18 protein-coding genes and 1 tRNA gene are annotated in these 17,570 nt (G+C 43.0%); 13 read left to right on the top strand and 6 right to left on the bottom strand.

Translation table 11 applies throughout. The features are described from left to right. Positions 1 to 60: 60 nt before the first annotated feature. Complete coding sequence (locus tag ACKTR2_RS01195) at positions 61 to 540, top strand: LytTR family DNA-binding domain-containing protein (RefSeq protein WP_407882206.1); 480 nt, start codon at positions 61 to 63, stop codon at positions 538 to 540. Positions 541 to 611: 71 nt separating this feature from the next. Beyond that, the gene (locus ACKTR2_RS01190) at positions 612 to 923 is read left to right on the top strand and encodes a DUF3021 family protein (protein ID WP_407882205.1); all 312 of its coding nucleotides are present in this window, start codon (positions 612 to 614) and stop codon (positions 921 to 923) included. 195 nt (positions 924 to 1,118) lie between these two features. On the opposite strand, the gene citG is transcribed toward ACKTR2_RS01190, so the two are convergent. The 3 genes from citG to ACKTR2_RS01175 all read right to left on the bottom strand — a co-directional run bounded on the left by citG (position 1,119) and on the right by ACKTR2_RS01175 (position 3,850). Further along, complete coding sequence (gene citG, locus ACKTR2_RS01185; RefSeq protein ID WP_407882204.1) at positions 1,119 to 1,997, bottom strand: triphosphoribosyl-dephospho-CoA synthase CitG; 879 nt, start codon at positions 1,995 to 1,997, stop codon at positions 1,119 to 1,121. After that, entirely contained in the window at positions 1,994 to 2,551 is a 558-nt protein-coding gene (gene citX / locus ACKTR2_RS01180; RefSeq protein WP_407882203.1) for a citrate lyase holo-[acyl-carrier protein] synthase, read from the bottom strand. The genes citG and citX overlap by 4 nt, the downstream gene beginning before the upstream one ends. A 141-nt stretch (positions 2,552 to 2,692) precedes the next feature. After that, entirely contained in the window at positions 2,693 to 3,850 is a 1,158-nt protein-coding gene (locus ACKTR2_RS01175) for an NAD(P)-dependent malic enzyme (RefSeq protein WP_407882202.1), read from the bottom strand. A gap of 218 nt (positions 3,851 to 4,068) precedes the next feature. Between ACKTR2_RS01175 and ACKTR2_RS01170 the strand changes: the two genes are divergently transcribed. Next, the gene (locus ACKTR2_RS01170; RefSeq protein WP_407882201.1) at positions 4,069 to 4,509 is read left to right on the top strand and encodes an OsmC family protein; all 441 of its coding nucleotides are present in this window, start codon (positions 4,069 to 4,071) and stop codon (positions 4,507 to 4,509) included. A 99-nt stretch (positions 4,510 to 4,608) separates the two neighbouring features. Here the strand turns inward: ACKTR2_RS01170 and ACKTR2_RS01165 are convergent, their stop codons facing one another. Then, complete coding sequence (locus ACKTR2_RS01165) at positions 4,609 to 5,391, bottom strand: alpha/beta fold hydrolase (RefSeq protein WP_407882200.1); 783 nt, start codon at positions 5,389 to 5,391, stop codon at positions 4,609 to 4,611. Between the two features lie 126 nt (positions 5,392 to 5,517). Further along, positions 5,518 to 5,853, bottom strand: a complete 336-nt coding sequence (locus tag ACKTR2_RS01160) for a thioredoxin family protein (RefSeq protein ID WP_407882199.1) — start codon at positions 5,851 to 5,853, stop codon at positions 5,518 to 5,520. A 255-nt stretch (positions 5,854 to 6,108) separates the two neighbouring features. Here ACKTR2_RS01160 and rbsD point away from each other — a divergent pair, with 255 nt between their 5' ends. The 10 genes from rbsD to ACKTR2_RS01110 all read left to right on the top strand — a co-directional run bounded on the left by rbsD (position 6,109) and on the right by ACKTR2_RS01110 (position 15,770). Further along, entirely contained in the window at positions 6,109 to 6,504 is a 396-nt protein-coding gene (gene rbsD, locus ACKTR2_RS01155; RefSeq protein ID WP_407882198.1) for a D-ribose pyranase, read from the top strand. Positions 6,505 to 6,563: 59 nt separating this feature from the next. Further along, the gene (gene fucP / locus ACKTR2_RS01150; RefSeq protein ID WP_407882197.1) at positions 6,564 to 7,931 is read left to right on the top strand and encodes an L-fucose:H+ symporter permease; all 1,368 of its coding nucleotides are present in this window, start codon (positions 6,564 to 6,566) and stop codon (positions 7,929 to 7,931) included. A gap of 141 nt (positions 7,932 to 8,072) precedes the next feature. Beyond that, on the top strand, positions 8,073 to 9,119 hold the full coding sequence (locus ACKTR2_RS01145) for a DUF3114 domain-containing protein (protein WP_407882196.1): 1,047 nt from the start codon (positions 8,073 to 8,075) through the stop codon (positions 9,117 to 9,119). A 151-nt stretch (positions 9,120 to 9,270) separates the two neighbouring features. Next, positions 9,271 to 10,590 carry a Y-family DNA polymerase gene (locus ACKTR2_RS01140; protein WP_407882195.1) on the top strand — a complete coding sequence of 440 codons (1,320 nt, stop codon included), beginning with the start codon at positions 9,271 to 9,273 and terminating at the stop codon, positions 10,588 to 10,590. Then, entirely contained in the window at positions 10,583 to 10,915 is a 333-nt protein-coding gene (locus ACKTR2_RS01135; protein ID WP_407882194.1) for an acetyl-CoA carboxylase, read from the top strand. The genes ACKTR2_RS01140 and ACKTR2_RS01135 overlap by 8 nt, the downstream gene beginning before the upstream one ends. Further along, positions 10,896 to 11,285 carry a hypothetical protein gene (locus ACKTR2_RS01130; protein ID WP_407882193.1) on the top strand — a complete coding sequence of 130 codons (390 nt, stop codon included), beginning with the start codon at positions 10,896 to 10,898 and terminating at the stop codon, positions 11,283 to 11,285. Before ACKTR2_RS01135 ends, ACKTR2_RS01130 begins: the two co-directional genes overlap by 20 nt. Positions 11,286 to 11,450: 165 nt before the next feature. Further along, on the top strand, positions 11,451 to 14,087 hold the full coding sequence (gene ppdK, locus ACKTR2_RS01125; RefSeq protein ID WP_407882192.1) for a pyruvate, phosphate dikinase: 2,637 nt from the start codon (positions 11,451 to 11,453) through the stop codon (positions 14,085 to 14,087). A 148-nt stretch (positions 14,088 to 14,235) separates the two neighbouring features. Next, positions 14,236 to 14,862 carry a helix-turn-helix transcriptional regulator gene (locus tag ACKTR2_RS01120; RefSeq protein WP_407882191.1) on the top strand — a complete coding sequence of 209 codons (627 nt, stop codon included), beginning with the start codon at positions 14,236 to 14,238 and terminating at the stop codon, positions 14,860 to 14,862. A gap of 86 nt (positions 14,863 to 14,948) precedes the next feature. Continuing rightward, positions 14,949 to 15,019, top strand: a tRNA-Gly gene (locus ACKTR2_RS01115). 199 nt (positions 15,020 to 15,218) lie between these two features. Beyond that, positions 15,219 to 15,770 (top strand): TMEM175 family protein, encoded by a 552-nt coding sequence (locus ACKTR2_RS01110; RefSeq protein WP_407882190.1) that lies wholly within the window; start codon positions 15,219 to 15,221, stop codon positions 15,768 to 15,770. 281 nt (positions 15,771 to 16,051) lie between these two features. Here the strand turns inward: ACKTR2_RS01110 and ACKTR2_RS01105 are convergent, their stop codons facing one another. Continuing rightward, a complete protein-coding gene (locus ACKTR2_RS01105; RefSeq protein WP_407882189.1) occupies positions 16,052 to 17,407 on the bottom strand; it encodes an amino acid permease in 1,356 nt (451 codons plus the stop codon). Positions 17,408 to 17,570: the final 163 nt, after the last annotated feature.

Below are 17,570 nucleotides of genomic sequence, written 5' to 3'. Positions count from 1 at the left end.
ATGACTTCCATTAACGGATCGGCGTGATAATCTAAAATCACAAAAGGGAGGCGAGGTCTTTTGGAAATCAACTTTGCACTGCGGAATCAATCATTAATTTCGGTCACCATCTTTGCTCAGCAAAAAACACCCTTGGTTGGCCGCTTAATCACGTATCTCGAAAATTTCAACGATGATGACGATCGGCTGCTAATTCGTCAACACGGTCAGCAAATCCTGGTGGAACCTAGAACGATTGTTGCCATCGAAATCGCTCATAAGGAACTCACGATCGCGACGAGGACGCAAACTTATCATACATTTGGTTCGTTAACGTCAATCCTAAATGCATTACCGGATGGGCTTCTCTTTATGGTCTCCCAGTCCGTGGCGATTAATCTACGGTACCTTAATCGACTCGATGCTTCATTTTCTGGGACGATGATGGCACAGCTAGATCATCACTTGTCCATTGCCATTTTCCGTCGATATGTGCCTTCACTTCGCAAGGCCGTTTACAACCGTTCGCGATCTTTAACAGGAGGTGTTTCCCATGATTAATTTGCGGCAACAGCTACTGACTAGTTTTTTGATCTCTTTTTTTTATTGGAAATTCGTTACTGGCCGTTAATTTGTTAATCAATGATCCGCATCATCTCGGCCATCTTGTACTTCAAATTTGGGGCTTATGTCTGTTGTTAGGTCTTGTTAACTTGCTCAATTCACTCAAGTTAGTCCCAATTTTAAAATATGGCCTAATAATTGGCTTGTCCAGTCTTGTCTACTTAACTTGTGCCACCTTCTATCAGTGGTTTCCTTTATCCAGTCTCAGTATCTGCCTTACTTTTGGCGGTTTTGCACTTTGGTACTTGGTTTCTTGGATTGGGTATTGGTTATATTTGCGTTTTGTTGTTCGCCAAATTAATGTTAGTTTACGCGGTTAAATGGTCGCTTATTTCGCCACTTTAGGTTTTAGATTTAAGTTTAGGCTGTCAAAATTTGTCATTGAGATCCACTTAAAAACTAAAAAAACAGGGCCTCAGTCGAGCAGTAACTTCGTTTAAAAAAGTCACTGCTCAACGGAGGCCCTGCGCGTCCATTTCGACTAATGCGCCTGTAAACTCACTCGTTCAACCGATCTAAAACAAGTCTTCCAACAAGCCAAAATAAATTGTCAAGATGAGTAAGTCCGCCGAACCACCAAGGCTTAACCCTCGCTCAAGGAAGACTTGATTCAAGTCATGTAAAAAAGCTTGTCCCGCGGTTGTTTTGCTGCCGCCACGAGCAAAGTATTGCCGGCTCTGTTCCTTCATCCACTGAGTAATCGCTGGTGTTCCTGCACGTTTGATTAAATTTGAATCACTTGTTTCGCCAGCGATTTTAATTAACGTGTCCAGTAGCCGATCCATCGTTGTTCCAGTTGTTTGTCGCAAAAACGGCAGCGCCAATTCACGAACAGTTGGAAACCCTGCAGTCGCTTCGCCACGAATACCAGTTTTGCCATATTTTAAGAATTGACGTTCACCGGCTGTCAACGACTCCGGATCGCGGTGGGATAAGTTAGTGAAATCACTTTTCAATACGCCAGTTAACATTTGCTTGGCTATATCAAAAATCTGATTTGATCGAAGATTGCTATCTACATCAATTGTTGCCCCAGCGGCCGTCACAATGATTCCTAATGAAAAAATCGCACCTTTATGTGTATTAACCCCGTGCGTTGCAGTAAACATGCTCGTCTCAGCTTTTTTTCCAATGGCTCGTAGCTGTCCAAATAAGGTGGGCCCGGCTTGTAAACCAGCCTGACTACCCAATCGAGCCGCTTGATTGAAATACGATTGAAGGCTCATAGCACTCGTAATAAACGTGAACACATCCATGTCTGGATGTGGTCCCTGATTAACGGGATCGACTAATCCGGGTTTAGGATTGACCGTTACTTCCATCATGAGCGCCTGTACGGCCAACTGACCTAATCTTTCAATTTGCTGTTGTCGCTCATTTAGTTCAGCAGTCATAAAGTTTTCCCGAATGTTTTGTGATAGACATTATTAATGTAGCCCTGTAATTCCTCAATACTGTGTCGTCGAGATCGAGCGCAAGCTTTTGCTGATCGTCCACAGATAAAACACTGACGCACCGGCAAATTCAGTTGTGTCCGCGACAATGCCTGCAAACGTTGACCATCGTTGACCAATACATCTACATCAAATAACCGTCCCAAAGGTGTCTCATCTTCGAATCGCACCGCAAATTGCTTCAACCTTTGTGCTGATCCATCAATGACCATTAAACTTTCACACCCAGTTTCTTTGTTCCATTGTTGCACTTCAGTCACCACGAACTGTTCCTGATTAAGCCTTACTTGCCAAATGTTTTTCCCCTTTTCAAAAATTTGGGTAAGCGCATCATTGTTTTTGATTGGCCCAGGAATATTCAGTTTGAGCGTCACAATCGTCTGGTCTGAATATCGCTTTGCCAATTGCCGTTGGCTTTGAACGCGCTGATCTTTGTTGGCCAGCACATCAGCAATCGATTGGGAGATACCAGTTGCAAAAATGGATTGGGTCATTGTTCCTCCGCCTCAACTTTCATCATAATTAGCTATTATACGCAACAATGATGTCCTCGCGTTTCTTTGAATCACTTGCTAATAGCAAACAGCCGCAATTATAGAAAAGGTGGCTGAAAAACTCACAAGTTTAACTTAAGCTTACGCGTTAGCCTTTGCAAAATCCACCACCGCTTCAGCGACCGTTTTTACCACGCCTTCATCAAATACGCCGGGTACGATATGCTCTGATTTTGGCTCCTGAACCATATTAGCTAACGCATTGGCAACGTTGGTCTCTAGTTCTAGACTCACCTTTTTTAGCCCACTACTTAAAAGACCTTTATATAAGCCCGGAAAGACCAAGATGTTATTGACTTGATTAGGATATTGACTAGAACCAGTCGCAATTACTGCCGCGCCTGCCTTTTGAGCAACGTCAGGGTCAATTTCTGGTATGGGATTAGCCAAGCCGAAAATAATTGGCTGATCTGCCATCGTTTGGACCGCTTCTGCACTGAGGACATTGGCATCTGATAAGCCGATGAAAACATCTTGGCCAATAATCGCCTGCGACAAGGTGGAACCGTTCACATGAGACCCTAATTGAGCAGCTAATTGACGTTGATAGGCATTAGCTCGCTGATCATCCGGCGTAATAACCCCATTGATGTCGACTAAGGTGATCTGTTTAATTCCCGCAGCGGCTAACAAACGAGCAGTTGCAATCCCAGATGCGCCAGCACCATTAATTAAAACTCGTAAGTTATGGAAGTCCTTGCCAACCACCCGGGCTGCATTCAACAAGCCAGCCATAACCACCACTGCAGTACCCTCTTGGTCATCATGATAGACAGGAATATCTAATTCCTGACTTAAACGCGCTTCAATTTCGAAACAGCGCGGCGCGGCGATATCTTCAAGGTGAATTCCAGCAAAACTACCAGCAATGTTCTTAACTGTCGCCACGAATTCATCCGTTGATACCTGCGCAACCGACAATGGTAAAGCGTTCACACCAGCTAAATCTTTATATAGTAACGATTTACCTTCAATCACGGGTAAAGAGCCGGCCGGACCAATATTGCCTAAGCCTAAGACCGCCGAGCCGTCTGAAACAACAGCGACTAATTTACCGCTGAGCGTATAACGATCACGTAAACTCGGATCCTTTGCAAGCAGTTTGGAAATGGCTGCCACCCCGGGCGTGTACGCTTTTCCTAAATCACTGCGATTATTGACAGCCATTTCTGACTCGATTCCTAACACACCATTATGACGCGCGTGTAACTTCAAAACTTCATCTAACTGATCTGCCATCTATAAGCCTCCGATTTAATTTTACAGTGTAACTATACCGTTATTTTTAAATAATGCAAATTAAGTCACCTGTTTTTGCATTTTTAAAAATATCTATTTACGCTTTTTTATCGTGATTAATCCAGCCACAGACGTTCAAATTAATTGCGTAATCGCTTTCAACTCGCTAAACTAGAGCTAATTAACTTTGGTAAAAACACTGGGAGGATCAAATCATTATGGATAAATCTCAACGTCCACGAACAACCTATCACACAACGCTCATCAATGAAGATGGTCTGATCGGCCATGCTTATGCCGTGGGCGCGGATGAAATTGACGTGAAAATTAATACCACTAGTAACGACCATTTAGGAACTAATCCGGAACAGTTACTCGGCCTTGCACTAACAACATGTTTTAATGCGACACTTGAAGCAATTGAAAAACGTGATGGTTATGAACATCGCACTAAAGTAAAAGCAGATGTTGATCAAGCACACGACACCCATGGGTTTCAATTTTTCGTCGATGTCACCGTCTATATTCCTACCGATGAGGTTGATCGACAGACCGCTCAAGCCTGGTTTGAATTGGCTGAATCACGCTGTCCTGTTTCAAAATTAGTCTCCGGTAGCAATAATGTGACCTTTACATTGGTTGACCATTGGGAAGATTAGCTTTCCTGCATTATTAAACATGCTGAATAAACCTAGGTGATTGCCAACAAAGTTATTCGGGCAATCACCTAGGTTTATTTTGTCGCTTCTTCAAAGATGTTAAACACGTTTTAAAAATGACAGGATTGCTTCAGTAGTCGCCTGACTTTGTTCGGCCATCACAATGTGGCCGGCCTGTTGAATCATTCTAGCCTCACCCTTAACTGCCATTGCTGCAGTTACAGGCGCAAAATCCGGGTTAAAGTATGGTGACTGAGCACCGGCCAATATCAGCAATGGTTTGCTCAGCTGAGCAACAACATCCCGCCAGTCTGCCGCAGCATGATCAAACAAAAATGGTTCATTTAGTTTTGCATCAAAGGGCGCCCTTTGAGCAGCCTCCTGCACTAATGCAAATGTTTCGTCATCAATATGTTTGAAGGTTGATGGCCCTAAAGGCATCCGGAAATAATCCGGATAATCGGTCCATGTTGCCTGCTTGAAACCATATGGCCAATCTGGTGTGTTAATCATCTTGGGACTCTGATCAATATCAATCACGGCAGCAACATTTGCATCGCCAAATAAGGATAAATAGGCAAAGATTGTGGCGGCGCCCATTGAATTGCCTAGTAAAACAACTTGCTTAAGCTCTAATTGCTGGATCACTTCCGCTAGGTCCATCCCATGCCGACTAATCCGGCGGCCTTTAACAGTATGCTGTGATTGTCCCTGATTACGCGCATCGACATTGACAACCCGATACCCAGCGGCCAATAACGCAGGAATCTGTGCATGCCAAATTTCCTTAGCGCCACCAAAGCCAGTCAAAATCACAATCGGTTGACCGGTTCCTTGATCAGTGTAGGCTAATTTAACACCATCATTCATCGTTAAAAACATGAGACCCTCCTTAAGCATCTTTCCAGTTTAACACTTTTGTCATTTTTCAATCAGCTTTCATCCAACGCTCACTAAAAAAGCGTGATCACTTAATAAGTGATCACGCTGGAATTAACGAATTCTAACTTAGGCAGGTTGACTTTCAACGGAGTCAATAAATTGTTCAACCTCTTGTCGTGTTTTCCGATCGGCATTAGCAAAACGACCAATTTCTTGACCATTTTCAAAAGCAACAAAACTCGGAATTCCCATGACACCAAGTTCCTGTGCAAAGTCAAGGTTGGCATCACGGTCAACGTGAACCCATTGATATTGACGGTACTTTGATTCAATATCGGGCATCACTGGCTTAATAAAGGCACAGTCAGGGCACCAAGTTGCAGAAAAGTAAAGCATCACTTTACCATCACGCTTAATTACATCATCTAACTCTGCGTTACTCATGTTTTCCATTGGTGTCATCAATGCACCCTCCTTTGATTTACTTACTATTTTATAGCGACGGTAGTAAATGTCAAGCGCAAAGTTTATCTTCTTAAACAATCTTCCTAGTCAAGCGCGTTAACAAATATACGAAAAAAGTATTGCAATCGGTTACATGACATGCTAATTTTAATAGCGTTTTCAAAAACAAATGCTGGTTAGTGAGCTAAGTAAAACGTTTTACAAATTAGTCTAATTTATAACCCTCTGACAAATCGAAAGGAAGTCCTTATTTTGAAAAAAACAACCGTCATTAATTCAGAATTATCAACCGTAATTGCTGGAATGGGCCACATGGATTGGCTAAGCATTGGTGACGCTGGAATGCCTGTACCACTGGGAACAAAAAAGATCGATTTAGCGGTGACAAAAGATCTGCCACGATTCATCGATGTGTTAGAGAATGTTCTCAGCGAATTAGCCGTGCAAAAGATTTATTTAGCCGAAGAAATAAAAACAGTTAATCCTAAGCAACTGACGGCAATTAAAGCATTATTACCCGATATTGAGATTGTATTTTTACCACACGTAGAACTCAAACGCGACTTAGCGCAAACGCACGCCTTTGTTCGAACAGGTGAAATGTCGGCCTACTCGAATATTATCTTAGAATCTGGAGTTACCTTTTAGGCCTGGTTTCCCCGTAAAACCTTTTACTCAAATTTTAAAATCAATTAAGGAGCATTACCATGCAGGCAACTCAAGTAAAAAACAAAAAAAACCATGGTTGGGAACAACTTTCCGATGGTTATCTAAGCAAAACACCAATTTTTCAATACTTAATGGTCTCCCTAATTTTCCCACTTTGGGGTGCAGCCGCTAGCCTAAACGATATCTTAATTACCCAATTCAAGACTGTTTTCATGCTTAATGACGCAGCCACTGCCTTTGTTCAAAGTGCTTTTTATGGCGGTTATTTTTTGATCGCCATACCAGCTTCGTTGGTCATCAAAAAAGCTAGCTATAAATTTGCAATTATGACCGGACTTATCTTTTATATTATTGGCTGTTCACTCTTTTTCCCTGCTTCGCGTGTGGCAACTTATAGCATGTTTTTGGTCGCTATTTTTGCGATTGCAATCGGCCTTAGCTTTTTAGAAACGGCCAGTGACACCTATAGTTCAATGTTAGGACCGAAAAAGTTCTCTACCCTGCGCCTCAACATCTCACAAACTTTGGTGCCACTCGGTGATATTACGGGCATTTTGCTTGGCAAGTTTCTAATCTTTGGGGCCGTTGGTAATCTAAGTGCAAAAATGGCTCATATGCACGGTGCTGCACGAATCGCATACGGCGAACAAATGCTGCAACTAACGCTGCGCCCATATAAATACATTCTGATCGTGCTTTTAGTCATGTTAATTGCTTTCGCTCTGGTTCCAATGCCACAAGCAAAAGCCACTCAAGTTAACGCTGATAACACCATGGTTGAAGAGAAACAACCAACCCTTAGTGAAACCTTGCGCTATCTTTGGCATAATAGCGGCTTTAAAAAAGGGGTCTTCACCCAATTTATTTATGCTGGTCTGCAGACCACGGTTTGGTCTTTCACGATTCGGTTAGCGTTGAACATTAACCCCAAGATCACTGATAGCGCGGCCTCAACCTTCATGATTTACTCGTATATTGCTTGGTTCATGGGAAAACTAATCGCCAACTACTTTATGAGTAAGTATTCAATTACCGGAACCTTAGTCACCTATTCGTTGCTCGGGGTTTTATCCTTAATTGTTACTTTCACGGTTCCAAATATGATTGCAGTCTACGCTGCCATCATGACCAGCTTTTTCTTTGGTCCTGAATGGCCGACAATCTATACCCACACGTTAGATCAAGTTCACGAAAAGCAACATACAGAAACAGCCGGTGCCGTAATCGTAATGGCGCTGATCGGTGGCGCAATTGTTCCAGCTATTCAAGGTATCGTTTCTGATCTGTCGGGATCCATGCAATTTTCATTTGTCGTGCCAGCACTATGTTATTTATACATTACTTTATATTTCTATTTTGAATATCGTTACGAAAAGGCGCATCCACAAACAGTGCAGGAACACTGATGAACAAAACTACTTTTTAATTTCATTTCTAATTATGAAAAATCGGATGTGGTTTGTTCAAAAAATAATGAAGCGCCTGAAATCCACCTAGTGCACTACTTTTATGGTAGGCTTGTTCTAATACATCAGGAGGCTTGTGCCATGGTTCAACGTCAAACATTAATTTCTTTTATTCAACCCCCGGTTAGTTTGTCTAGTTCAAACATGCCAAACTATGTGGATGGTACGTACGACTTATTGGTAACTTTAGCCGATCATGATCATTGGGATGAAGCAGCTATTGCCGCGCTAGCCAAACAGATTGCGCATCAAGTTAACGATACCAATCTCACAACTCAATTTGACACGTGGCGTGCTGCTAGCGTTCAGACTGGCAGCCCCTTGTTCTCGCAACTATTCGCGGCTAGTACCCTTTCCGCTGCTGATAAATTAGGGCACGTCTTGACCACGCTTGGGGCTCACTTAAGCCAAACCACAGGCGATTTAATCTTGGATCGTGACTTTGCTGAACAGTTGGCACCCAACGACGCTTTTTGGGATCAATTAGCGCAAACGGTTCGTACGGCGTTTCCTAATGGATTAGCACTAGATGATTCAAATACGCGAATCGTACATCAACTGCGTTATTACATCGATGCGCATAATGTGGCCTATATTCGACAAAATTTTCAACAAACTGGTCAAACTGACTTAGAGGCACTGATTAATTTTGATCGAGATGCGCGACGACACGGTCAAGCTAGTAGTCAAGCAAGTTCATCACGACTACACAATAAGGTGCCTGAAATGTTAGCCCGCGGTGTTTTACCGGCGTTGCCTACCGCTAACTTTAAACGTTTAGTCAACTTTCACAGTGAATTCATCATTACGCCAGTTCCCATCCCAACTTTTTTGGTTATTCCATTGGCACAATTAGCGACCGTCACTGACGTTCCCAATTATGTTCGTAACTTAACGATTGAGGAGCGAAACGCCATCATCAATGGTGCCTCATTTAATTATGCGGACCGTAATGATTACGGGCAAACTGATAGTATCCATGAACTATTTGACGTTCACTATGGTGACAATGATCCAATGGTTCGTCGTTTAGCCATGAAGCCTTACACTGCTCCGCGTAGTGAACCTGCTGCAATCACGCTATTACAACAGCAATACGATGCCGCCGTTGAACAATCCAACAATTAAATCACCATCCCAAGCATTTCACCGCTTTGTCATACTCATTGACGAAGCGGATTTTTTTGCTGTTTATATTTTTAAGACAGTCCCCCCTTGACAAAGGGGAACATACGTTTGTATCATCAAGACATACTTATGTCGAAGTGAGGTGATCTTAATGTACGAAACGTATGATTACGATGATCAAAACGAGCCCCACGGCGTCTTCTTTTTGATTGACAACAAATCCTTTTATGCCAGTGTTGAAGCTTCTATGCGTGATTTAGACCCTTTGATCACGTGCTTAGTGGTTATGAGTGAGCAGGCTAACACAAATGGCGGGTTGATTTTGGCAACTTCTCCGGAAGCTAAACGCCGCTATGGGCTAAAGGCCAATGTTTCTCGCCAACGGGATTTACCGCAAGATGAAGACATTCTCGTCGTTCCCCCGCGAATGAATTTATACATCAAACGTAATTTACAAATCAATAATATTTATCGACGCTTTGTAGCTGATGAGGATTTGTGGCCCTATTCCATTGATGAATCAATTTTAGATTTAACCCACTCTTGGCGTTTATTTGGTGACCAACCCTTGGCGGTCGCTCATATGATCCAAGATACTATTCGGCGCGAACTGGGACTTTATGTGACTGTTGGGATCGGTGAAAACCCGATTCAAGCCAAATTAGCCCTAGACCTGTATGCCAAACACGCGCCTGATCTAATTGGTGAAATTCGATATCAGACAGTTCCTGAAAAAATTTGGCCGATCACTAAACTTGACGCTGTTTGGAGCATTGGCAGGCGCACTGCACAACACCTTAAGCGAATGGACATTCATTCCATGGTCGAGCTTGCTCATTACAATCCTTATGCCTTAAAGGCTGAACTAGGGATGATCGGAACACAATTGTTTGCCTTGTCTTGGGGAATCGATCGATCACAATTACGGCAACTTGTCCCTGTCCATGAAGCCAGTATCGGCAACTCCCAGGTTCTCCCACGTGACTATAATAATCAGTATGAAATCGAAACCGTCATTAAAGAAATCGGTGAACAAGTAGGGGCACGGTTACGCCACCATCACCAGCTCGCTGGTTGCATCACCCTTAGCGTCGGTTTTTCTTATGCAGCTAGTAAAACGGATGGACGTGACGGTTTTCACCAAGCGATTCGGATTGAACCAACCGACCATAATCAGTCATTGGTCGCGGCGTTATTAACCGCATTTCACAATCACTGGGCAGGACAAACGATTCGTAATGTTGCGGTTTATACCAGCAGCTTACGTCCAAACACTGGCCAACAGCTTGATTTGTTTGTCGATCCTCAGCGTCAACAAAAAAATGAACAGTTTGAAGCCATGGTAGATTATCTGCGTGAACGTTTTGGATTTCGGTCCGCAATCTTTGCCCGCAGCACGTTACCTGGTGGAACAGCGATTAATCGTACGACACTGGTAGGTGGCCATAATGGAGGGAATGCTTATGACTAATGATCTCAACCTTATCTGTAACCGTATTGACGCCCTATTTGTCCGTGCACCACGGGTTCGCTACTGGTTGCTTATCGTCGATGATGCTTATGATCAAACTTACAATTTCTTTTTTGAATCACGCCAAAAAGCGCATCGTACCCGATCTACACCATTGCATACAATCGAACGGCATGATTTAGGCTACCTAGAAACCATCATCAATGGTGTTCAACAACATACGCAACTTACGCAACATTTTAAAGGTTTTACTGGTCAGCGCTGGCCACGTTCCCAGCGAATTATTCAACGAAAGAAAGATGCCGATGAAGAACGAACCTTATAAATATGATCCTAAAGTTGTTCAAGCTTTCTTTGATCATGATTATGTCGATCGTGGCATGCTTAAATGGCAAGGATATTATCTTTCTGATCATACAAGTGCCCTCAAAAAAGAGGCTGCGATTAAGCATGAACACCACCTTGCCAAGCCACAACAAAGCACCATGACCATTACGAAAATCTTGGCACAAGCATTTACTAAACACCAGCATGTCAGCATTCAATGCCTCTCCCACCGTAGCGATGGTCAACTCATGGCTGATATCACGGGAGCTGTACTTGGCTATCAAGAAAATAATGTCTATTTAAGTCATAAGCAAAGCGTCGCCATTAGTGAAATCCGTCATATCGAAATTTTACCCAGGGACGAATAGCACGACATACTTATACTAAGAACCGCATCACATTAACCTGATTGCAACGTCCAAAATTTTTAATGCATCAAAGCACTAAAGAAAGCGCTTGCAATATTAGTCATCGTAATGTACCATGATGCTCATGAATGTTATGTTATATTTATCGATGAAAGGTGATATGTGATGAAACAAATCTATGCGTTTGCTGAAGGAAATCGTTCAATGCGTGATTTATTAGGCGGTAAAGGTGCTAACCTGGCCGAGATGACTAATTTGGGGCTGCCAGTTCCTAGTGGCTTTACCATCACCACCGCCGCCTGCCACGACTTTCAGGCTCATCATCAACTAACGTCTAGTCTCTTGCATGATCTGGACCAAGCCTTAATTGATTTAAGTCAACTTACTGAAAAAAAATTCGACAGTACGACGAACCCGTTACTTGTTTCTGTACGCTCAGGAGCCCCCATCTCAATGCCAGGAATGATGGATACGATTTTAAATATCGGTTTAAACGACCAAACCGTCATTGCGCTAGCCCGTTTAACAAATAATGAGCGGTTCGCTTATGATAGTTATCGACGGCTACTGGCGATGTTTGGCAATGTTGTTTATGGTATTGCCGAATCTGCCTTTGATGATATCTTAACCAAAATCAAACAACAGCAACATTACCAATCTGATTTAGATCTCACAGCTGCTGACTTAAAGACGATCGTAACTGAATTTAAAGCCCTCTATGAACAATCGACAGTTGGTCGTTTCCCTCAGGACCCACATGAACAGATCTTAACGGCCATCACCGCTGTCTTTGATTCATGGCATAATCATCGGGCGGAAGTTTATCGTCAAGAAAATAATATTCCTGATACGCTAGGAACAGCGGTTAATATTCAAGAAATGGTTTTCGGAAATATTGGTGACCGTTCTGGTACTGGCGTCGCTTTCACGCGTAATCCGGCCACTGGGGCCAACGTTTTGTTTGGCGAATATCTCCTTAATGCCCAAGGCGAAGATGTCGTCTCTGGTATTCGAACTCCGCAACCATTGAATACCTTGGCAGAAACTCTGCCCCACCTATACGATCAATTACAAGACATTTCCAATACTCTTGAGACTCACTATCGCGATATGCAAGATGTCGAATTCACCATTGAAAATGGTCGGCTGTTCATGCTTCAAGCTCGCAACGGGAAACGAACCCCGGCTGCCGCGGTGAAAATTGTCGTTGATTTTGTCAAAGAAGGTCTGATTAGCCAAAATGAGGCGCTCATGCGAATTCAACCAGAGTTAGTCAATAGCATGCTCCACGCATCCTTCGAAGCACAGTCACTCTTTGATCATGAAATTATCGCTACTGGACTTCCCGCCTCACCTGGAGCTGCCAGTGGTCAAGTCTATTTCACTGCTGCTGCTGCCAAAGAGGCCCATGACAATGCCCATCAACATGTAATCTTAATGCGTCAAGATACCTCGCCTGAAGATATTGATGGCATGGTAGTCAGTGAAGCAATTGTCACGGCGCGAGGCGGCATGACGTCACATGCGGCCGTTGTTGCTCGTGGTATGGGCGCCACTAGCATCGTTGGTGCTAGTGCGTTACAAATTGACGAGATCCAAAAGGTTGCTCACGTCAATGGGTTGACAATCGATGAAGGTGATTGGGTCTCAGTCGATGGGACCGCGGGAAACTTATATCTAGATCAACTTCCAACGACCGAGGCCGCCATAGATGAAAATCTAGCACAATTATTGGTTTGGGCCAAAGCCACTGCCAAACTTGGGGTTTACACCAATGCTGATACACCAGCTGATTTCAAAAAAGCTTTGGCCTTTGATGCAGATGGGATCGGATTGACCCGAACAGAGCATATGTTCTTCAAACCTGAGCGATTACTCCAAATGCGCCGATTAATTATTGCTGAAGACGCTGCTGGCCGTAAAGATCCGCTCGCAAAATTATTAGACATGCAACAGAATGATTTTTATGAACTATATCAGTTGGCCAACGGAAAATCAGTGACAATTCGGCTTCTCGATCCACCATTACATGAATTTTTACCTCATGATGAGGTCGAACTCCATCAAGTTGCTAATCAACTCGAAATTGATCCCGAACAATTACGTGCTCGCGTCACATCTTTAAAAGAAGCTAATCCAATGCTGGGTCATCGTGGAGATCGTCTAGCCGTGACATTTCCTGATATTTATCAAATGCAAATCCAAGCCATTATGAATGCCGTCATTCGTCTGCATCAAGAGGGTCTTATCGTCAATCCACACATCATGATTCCACTAACTGATTCGAAAACTGAATTGGCATGGGTTCGTCAACTCGTGGTTGACCAAATCGATGCTGCCTTGGCCGACCAACATTGGACCGTCGACTACACTGTTGGCACCATGATGGAAATGCCACGAGCTTGTGTAACGGCCGACCAAGTTGCCGAAGCTGCGGACTTCTTTAGCTTTGGAACTAACGACTTAACTCAACTAACTTTCGGATATTCTCGCGATGATATTGGCTCTTTCTTGCCCGCCTATCTAGAACAAGGCATTCTACCGGCAGATCCGTTCCAAACAATTGATGTCGACGGTGTTGGTGCTTTGATGCAACTAGCTGTGGATGGTGGACGCAAAACGAAACCTGACTTACCAATCGGTGTTTGCGGCGAAGTCGGTGGTGATCCTGCTTCGATCAACTTCTTTGAGCAGCTTGGCGTAACCTACGTTTCTTGTTCACCTTATCGTGTTCCAGTCGCGCGTTTAGCTGCTGCCCAAGCGCATCTGCGCGCAATTGAGCCAACCTTACAAACCATCTAAACCAATTACTTCATGCTTAAAACGACTCGGCTACCTCAATCTAAAGGTAACCAAGTCGTTTTTAAGTTAAATATAACGTCATATTGAGAAACAACCAATAACCGCCTATAATAACAGTAGTGACAAATAAATAATCGGAGAAAACAGCATGAATTTTACGAATCGGCAAAAAGCCATTATTCAAATGTTAAAAGAAAACAGCCCACTCACCGGAGAAACCATCGCAGATCGTTTAAATTTAGCTGTACCCACCATTCGCGGCGATCTTCGGCTATTGACAGCGGTTGGAGAACTCACCGCTAAACCTAAAGTTGGTTACATGTATTCTGGTCAACAAATGGCCAAATTGCAATATCATGATCTATACGAAACACAAATCGCTAATATTCTCTTACCAGCAACTGAAATACAAGCCGATACAACACTCCAAGAAGCTGTCAGCAAGCTATTCTTGCAAGATGTCGGGTCATTGTACGTTGTGGACAATAAGCATCACCTTCAAGGACTCATTTCGCGAAAGGATTTACTGCGTGCCAGCCTTAATAATGCGGATTCTGATGCTATGCTGGCTAGCATGATCATGACCCGCATGCCTAACGTTATCACCGTAACACCACAGACATCAATTATTCATGTCGGTAACTTACTGCTAACACACAAAGTCGACTCACTACCCGTTGTTAATCCGGATGATCAAACACAAGTTGTCGGTAAAATTACTAAGAATCGGATTTTCCAACGGTTTATGGAAATTGGTAACGAGGTTAATCGATAAAGCATTATTTGAGAAAATTGCAGTTTTTTTCGAAACGCTGCTGACATAATTTTGACGCTATGCTAAACTATATAAGTTGAAAGTTTGCGGGTGTAGTTTAGTGGTAAAATCCAAGCTTCCCAAGCTTGTGTCGCGAGTCCGATTCTCGTCACCCGCTTTTTTGTATCATTTAATCATGCTGTGTAAAAAGCACTTCTTAAATGAAGTGCTTTTTGTTTGGCTTTTCTGTTTAAAAGACGAGTGCTGGGGACAGATAACTAATCTAGCTCTCAACCTTCAACCATGGTTGCCGGCTTCTCTCACTAACATTAAACTAACAAATTGACTTGTGAACGTGTTTATCCAGAGGTGTTTTTTTGACTAAAAATCGTTTAGAAACTTTTACCGATGGTGTTTTGGCCATTGTCCTAACCATTTTAGTGCTAGAACTTCATTTACCAAACACTGATCACTCTTTGAATGCCCTAATTGCCCTAGCGCCTCAATTTTTTGCTTATATCTTCTCATTCATCTTAATTTCGACGATGTGGGTCAACCATCATTATTTATTTTTAAAAGTGGCCTCAATTACAAATATAACCCTTTGGCTTAACATTAACTTGCTATTTTGGTCATCAATTTTACCAGCCACGACAGCTTGGGTGGGCTCCGACATTAATGCCCACGTGCCGGCAACTTTATACGCAGTTAACATTGTCTGTTATAATGTTTCATTTGGTCTACTTCGAGAACACATTTCTCGCCATGCTAATCTAATTAAGTCCCGCACCTCTCTAGAGTGGCTTTCCTTAGCAATCAACTTGTTATCACTTGCCATTACTTTGTGGTGGCCGCCTTTTGTCTTTATTGGTTTAATTTCAAATGTTTTATTATGGACTTTTCCTCATTTCATCACCCACGAAAAGTAATGCAAACGTTATTTTAACGGACTGATTTGTCTCTAATGTCCCAACTTTTATTTTCCTTAAGTCATTCACTGTGCTACACTTAATCAGTCCTGAACTTATCCGTTTGGGATCATTCCAGGCGATCACTTCGGTGGTCGTCTTTATTTTTGCCCATAAATGACGACACTTTATCCTTTTCAAACGCTAACTAGTCAGCCATATTCAAGGCCACTCAGTTGGTTGAAACTACCGAATGAGATGACAATCGTAGCAACCAAACGCCATCAGATCGATCATTGATTTTAATATCGACTGGCTCGTTGTGTGAAGTAGTAGTAACTGCATAAACCAGCATAGATTAAAGCAGTTATCCCAGTCACAATGATACTCGTTGAAAACAAGATACCGAAAAAAACTAATACCAGTGAGATTAAGGCAAAGTAGGAGGTCAGCGGGTAAAAACTGACATGGTAGGTGGTCGCATCAAAAGCCACCTGTCGACTACGGATATGACCAAGACACAAAAGAATCCAGATCACGAGAATGGTGTAACTGATTGAGCCAACGAGATCATTAAATAAATCATTACCAATAAAAAACGATAGCATTACCCCAAAAAATAGCGATCCTGAGCAAACTAGAACAGACATATATGGTACAGAATGCTTGTTTAGACGGACTAACGCTTTGGTTATCGATGTTTGCCGCCGATTGCGCTGATTTTGAACAAACAGCAACCGTGAAGCAGAATAAATACCAGAATTAATCGACGAAATCAGCGCTAAGATAATCACAAAATTAACGATATCACCAGCATATGGGACGTTTAATAACCTAAACACTGCCACAAACGGGCTCACCTTGTCGGTCAATTGATCCCACGGAAATAAGGTAACAATGATAAAAAATGGAATCAAGTAAAAGGAAATGATGCGAAACATAATCCCATGTACCGCCCGAGGAATTACCTTTTGTGGGTCCTGCACCTCCCCTAAAGTGATCCCAATCAGCTCAGAACCAGCAAACGAATAAATCACAATCAACATCGCGCTTAAAAAGCCAAAACTACCATGAGGAAAGAAGCCACCATGTATGGTCAGATTGGCAAAAGCATGTTGTGTTGTCATCATATTGTGACCAATCAAGAATAATCCTGTGACAATAAAAAATACGATAACAGTAATTTTCATAATGGCTAACCAATATTCCGTTTCAGCGAACCAGCGCACGGATAGTAAATTAACCCCCGAAATTATCACAGCAACCACTAAGACAATCAACCATGTCGATAACTGGGGCCACCAAATTTGGATAAAACTGGCTGCCGCAATCGCTTCGGCCGTAATGTCTAAGAACCACATGGTAAAGTAAGCCCAATCAATTAAATAGGCTGCAAAGGGCCCGAGGATTGGGGCTAATAGTCCCGAAAATCCGGTTGCTCCTGGGTTATTTGCCGCCATTTCAGCCATGCCTTGCATGATAAAAAGTAAGATCAGGCCACCTAACAGATAGGACAAGATAACGGACGGCCCGGCCGTATGTACAGCGCTGGCACTTCCTTTGAACAGCCCTGCCCCAATTGCACCACCCAATGCCAGCATTGTGATGTGGCGGCTGGTTAGGGTACGTTTCAGTTGTGTCTGCGTTGTTTTGGCCATAAAAAGACCCCTTTCCTAATGGTTGATAAAAAGAAAACGTCCTCAGAATCAAATTAGATTCCAAGGACGTTTTTGGACGTGGTACCACCTTAGTTTGAATGACGAGTCATTCCTCCCAACCACGCCTCTAAACGTAGCTGGTGCCAAGATAGCGGATGGCGCC

Source organism: Furfurilactobacillus curtus (genome assembly GCF_045862785.1).
GTDB lineage: Bacteria > Bacillota > Bacilli > Lactobacillales > Lactobacillaceae > Furfurilactobacillus > Furfurilactobacillus curtus.
This window is presented reverse-complemented; position numbering and strand designations above follow the sequence as displayed.

Bases quoted from the DNA above. Each gene is read 5' to 3' on its own strand.
- citG (WP_407882204.1), bottom strand. From the start codon at position 1,997: ATGACTGCTGAACTAAATGAGCGACAACAGCAAATTGAAAGATTAGGT.
- citX (WP_407882203.1), bottom strand. From the start codon at position 2,551: ATGACCCAATCCATTTTTGCAACTGGTATCTCCCAATCGATTGCTGAT.
- ACKTR2_RS01175 (WP_407882202.1), bottom strand. From the start codon at position 3,850: ATGGCAGATCAGTTAGATGAAGTTTTGAAGTTACACGCGCGTCATAAT.
- ACKTR2_RS01170 (WP_407882201.1), top strand. From the start codon at position 4,069: ATGGATAAATCTCAACGTCCACGAACAACCTATCACACAACGCTCATC.
- ACKTR2_RS01165 (WP_407882200.1), bottom strand. From the start codon at position 5,391: ATGTTTTTAACGATGAATGATGGTGTTAAATTAGCCTACACTGATCAA.
- ACKTR2_RS01160 (WP_407882199.1), bottom strand. From the start codon at position 5,853: ATGACACCAATGGAAAACATGAGTAACGCAGAGTTAGATGATGTAATT.
- fucP (WP_407882197.1), top strand. From the start codon at position 6,564: ATGCAGGCAACTCAAGTAAAAAACAAAAAAAACCATGGTTGGGAACAA.
- ACKTR2_RS01145 (WP_407882196.1), top strand. From the start codon at position 8,073: ATGGTTCAACGTCAAACATTAATTTCTTTTATTCAACCCCCGGTTAGT.
- ACKTR2_RS01140 (WP_407882195.1), top strand. From the start codon at position 9,271: ATGTACGAAACGTATGATTACGATGATCAAAACGAGCCCCACGGCGTC.
- ACKTR2_RS01135 (WP_407882194.1), top strand. From the start codon at position 10,583: ATGACTAATGATCTCAACCTTATCTGTAACCGTATTGACGCCCTATTT.
- ACKTR2_RS01130 (WP_407882193.1), top strand. From the start codon at position 10,896: ATGAAGAACGAACCTTATAAATATGATCCTAAAGTTGTTCAAGCTTTC.
- ppdK (WP_407882192.1), top strand. From the start codon at position 11,451: ATGAAACAAATCTATGCGTTTGCTGAAGGAAATCGTTCAATGCGTGAT.
- ACKTR2_RS01120 (WP_407882191.1), top strand. From the start codon at position 14,236: ATGAATTTTACGAATCGGCAAAAAGCCATTATTCAAATGTTAAAAGAA.
- ACKTR2_RS01105 (WP_407882189.1), bottom strand. From the start codon at position 17,407: ATGGCCAAAACAACGCAGACACAACTGAAACGTACCCTAACCAGCCGC.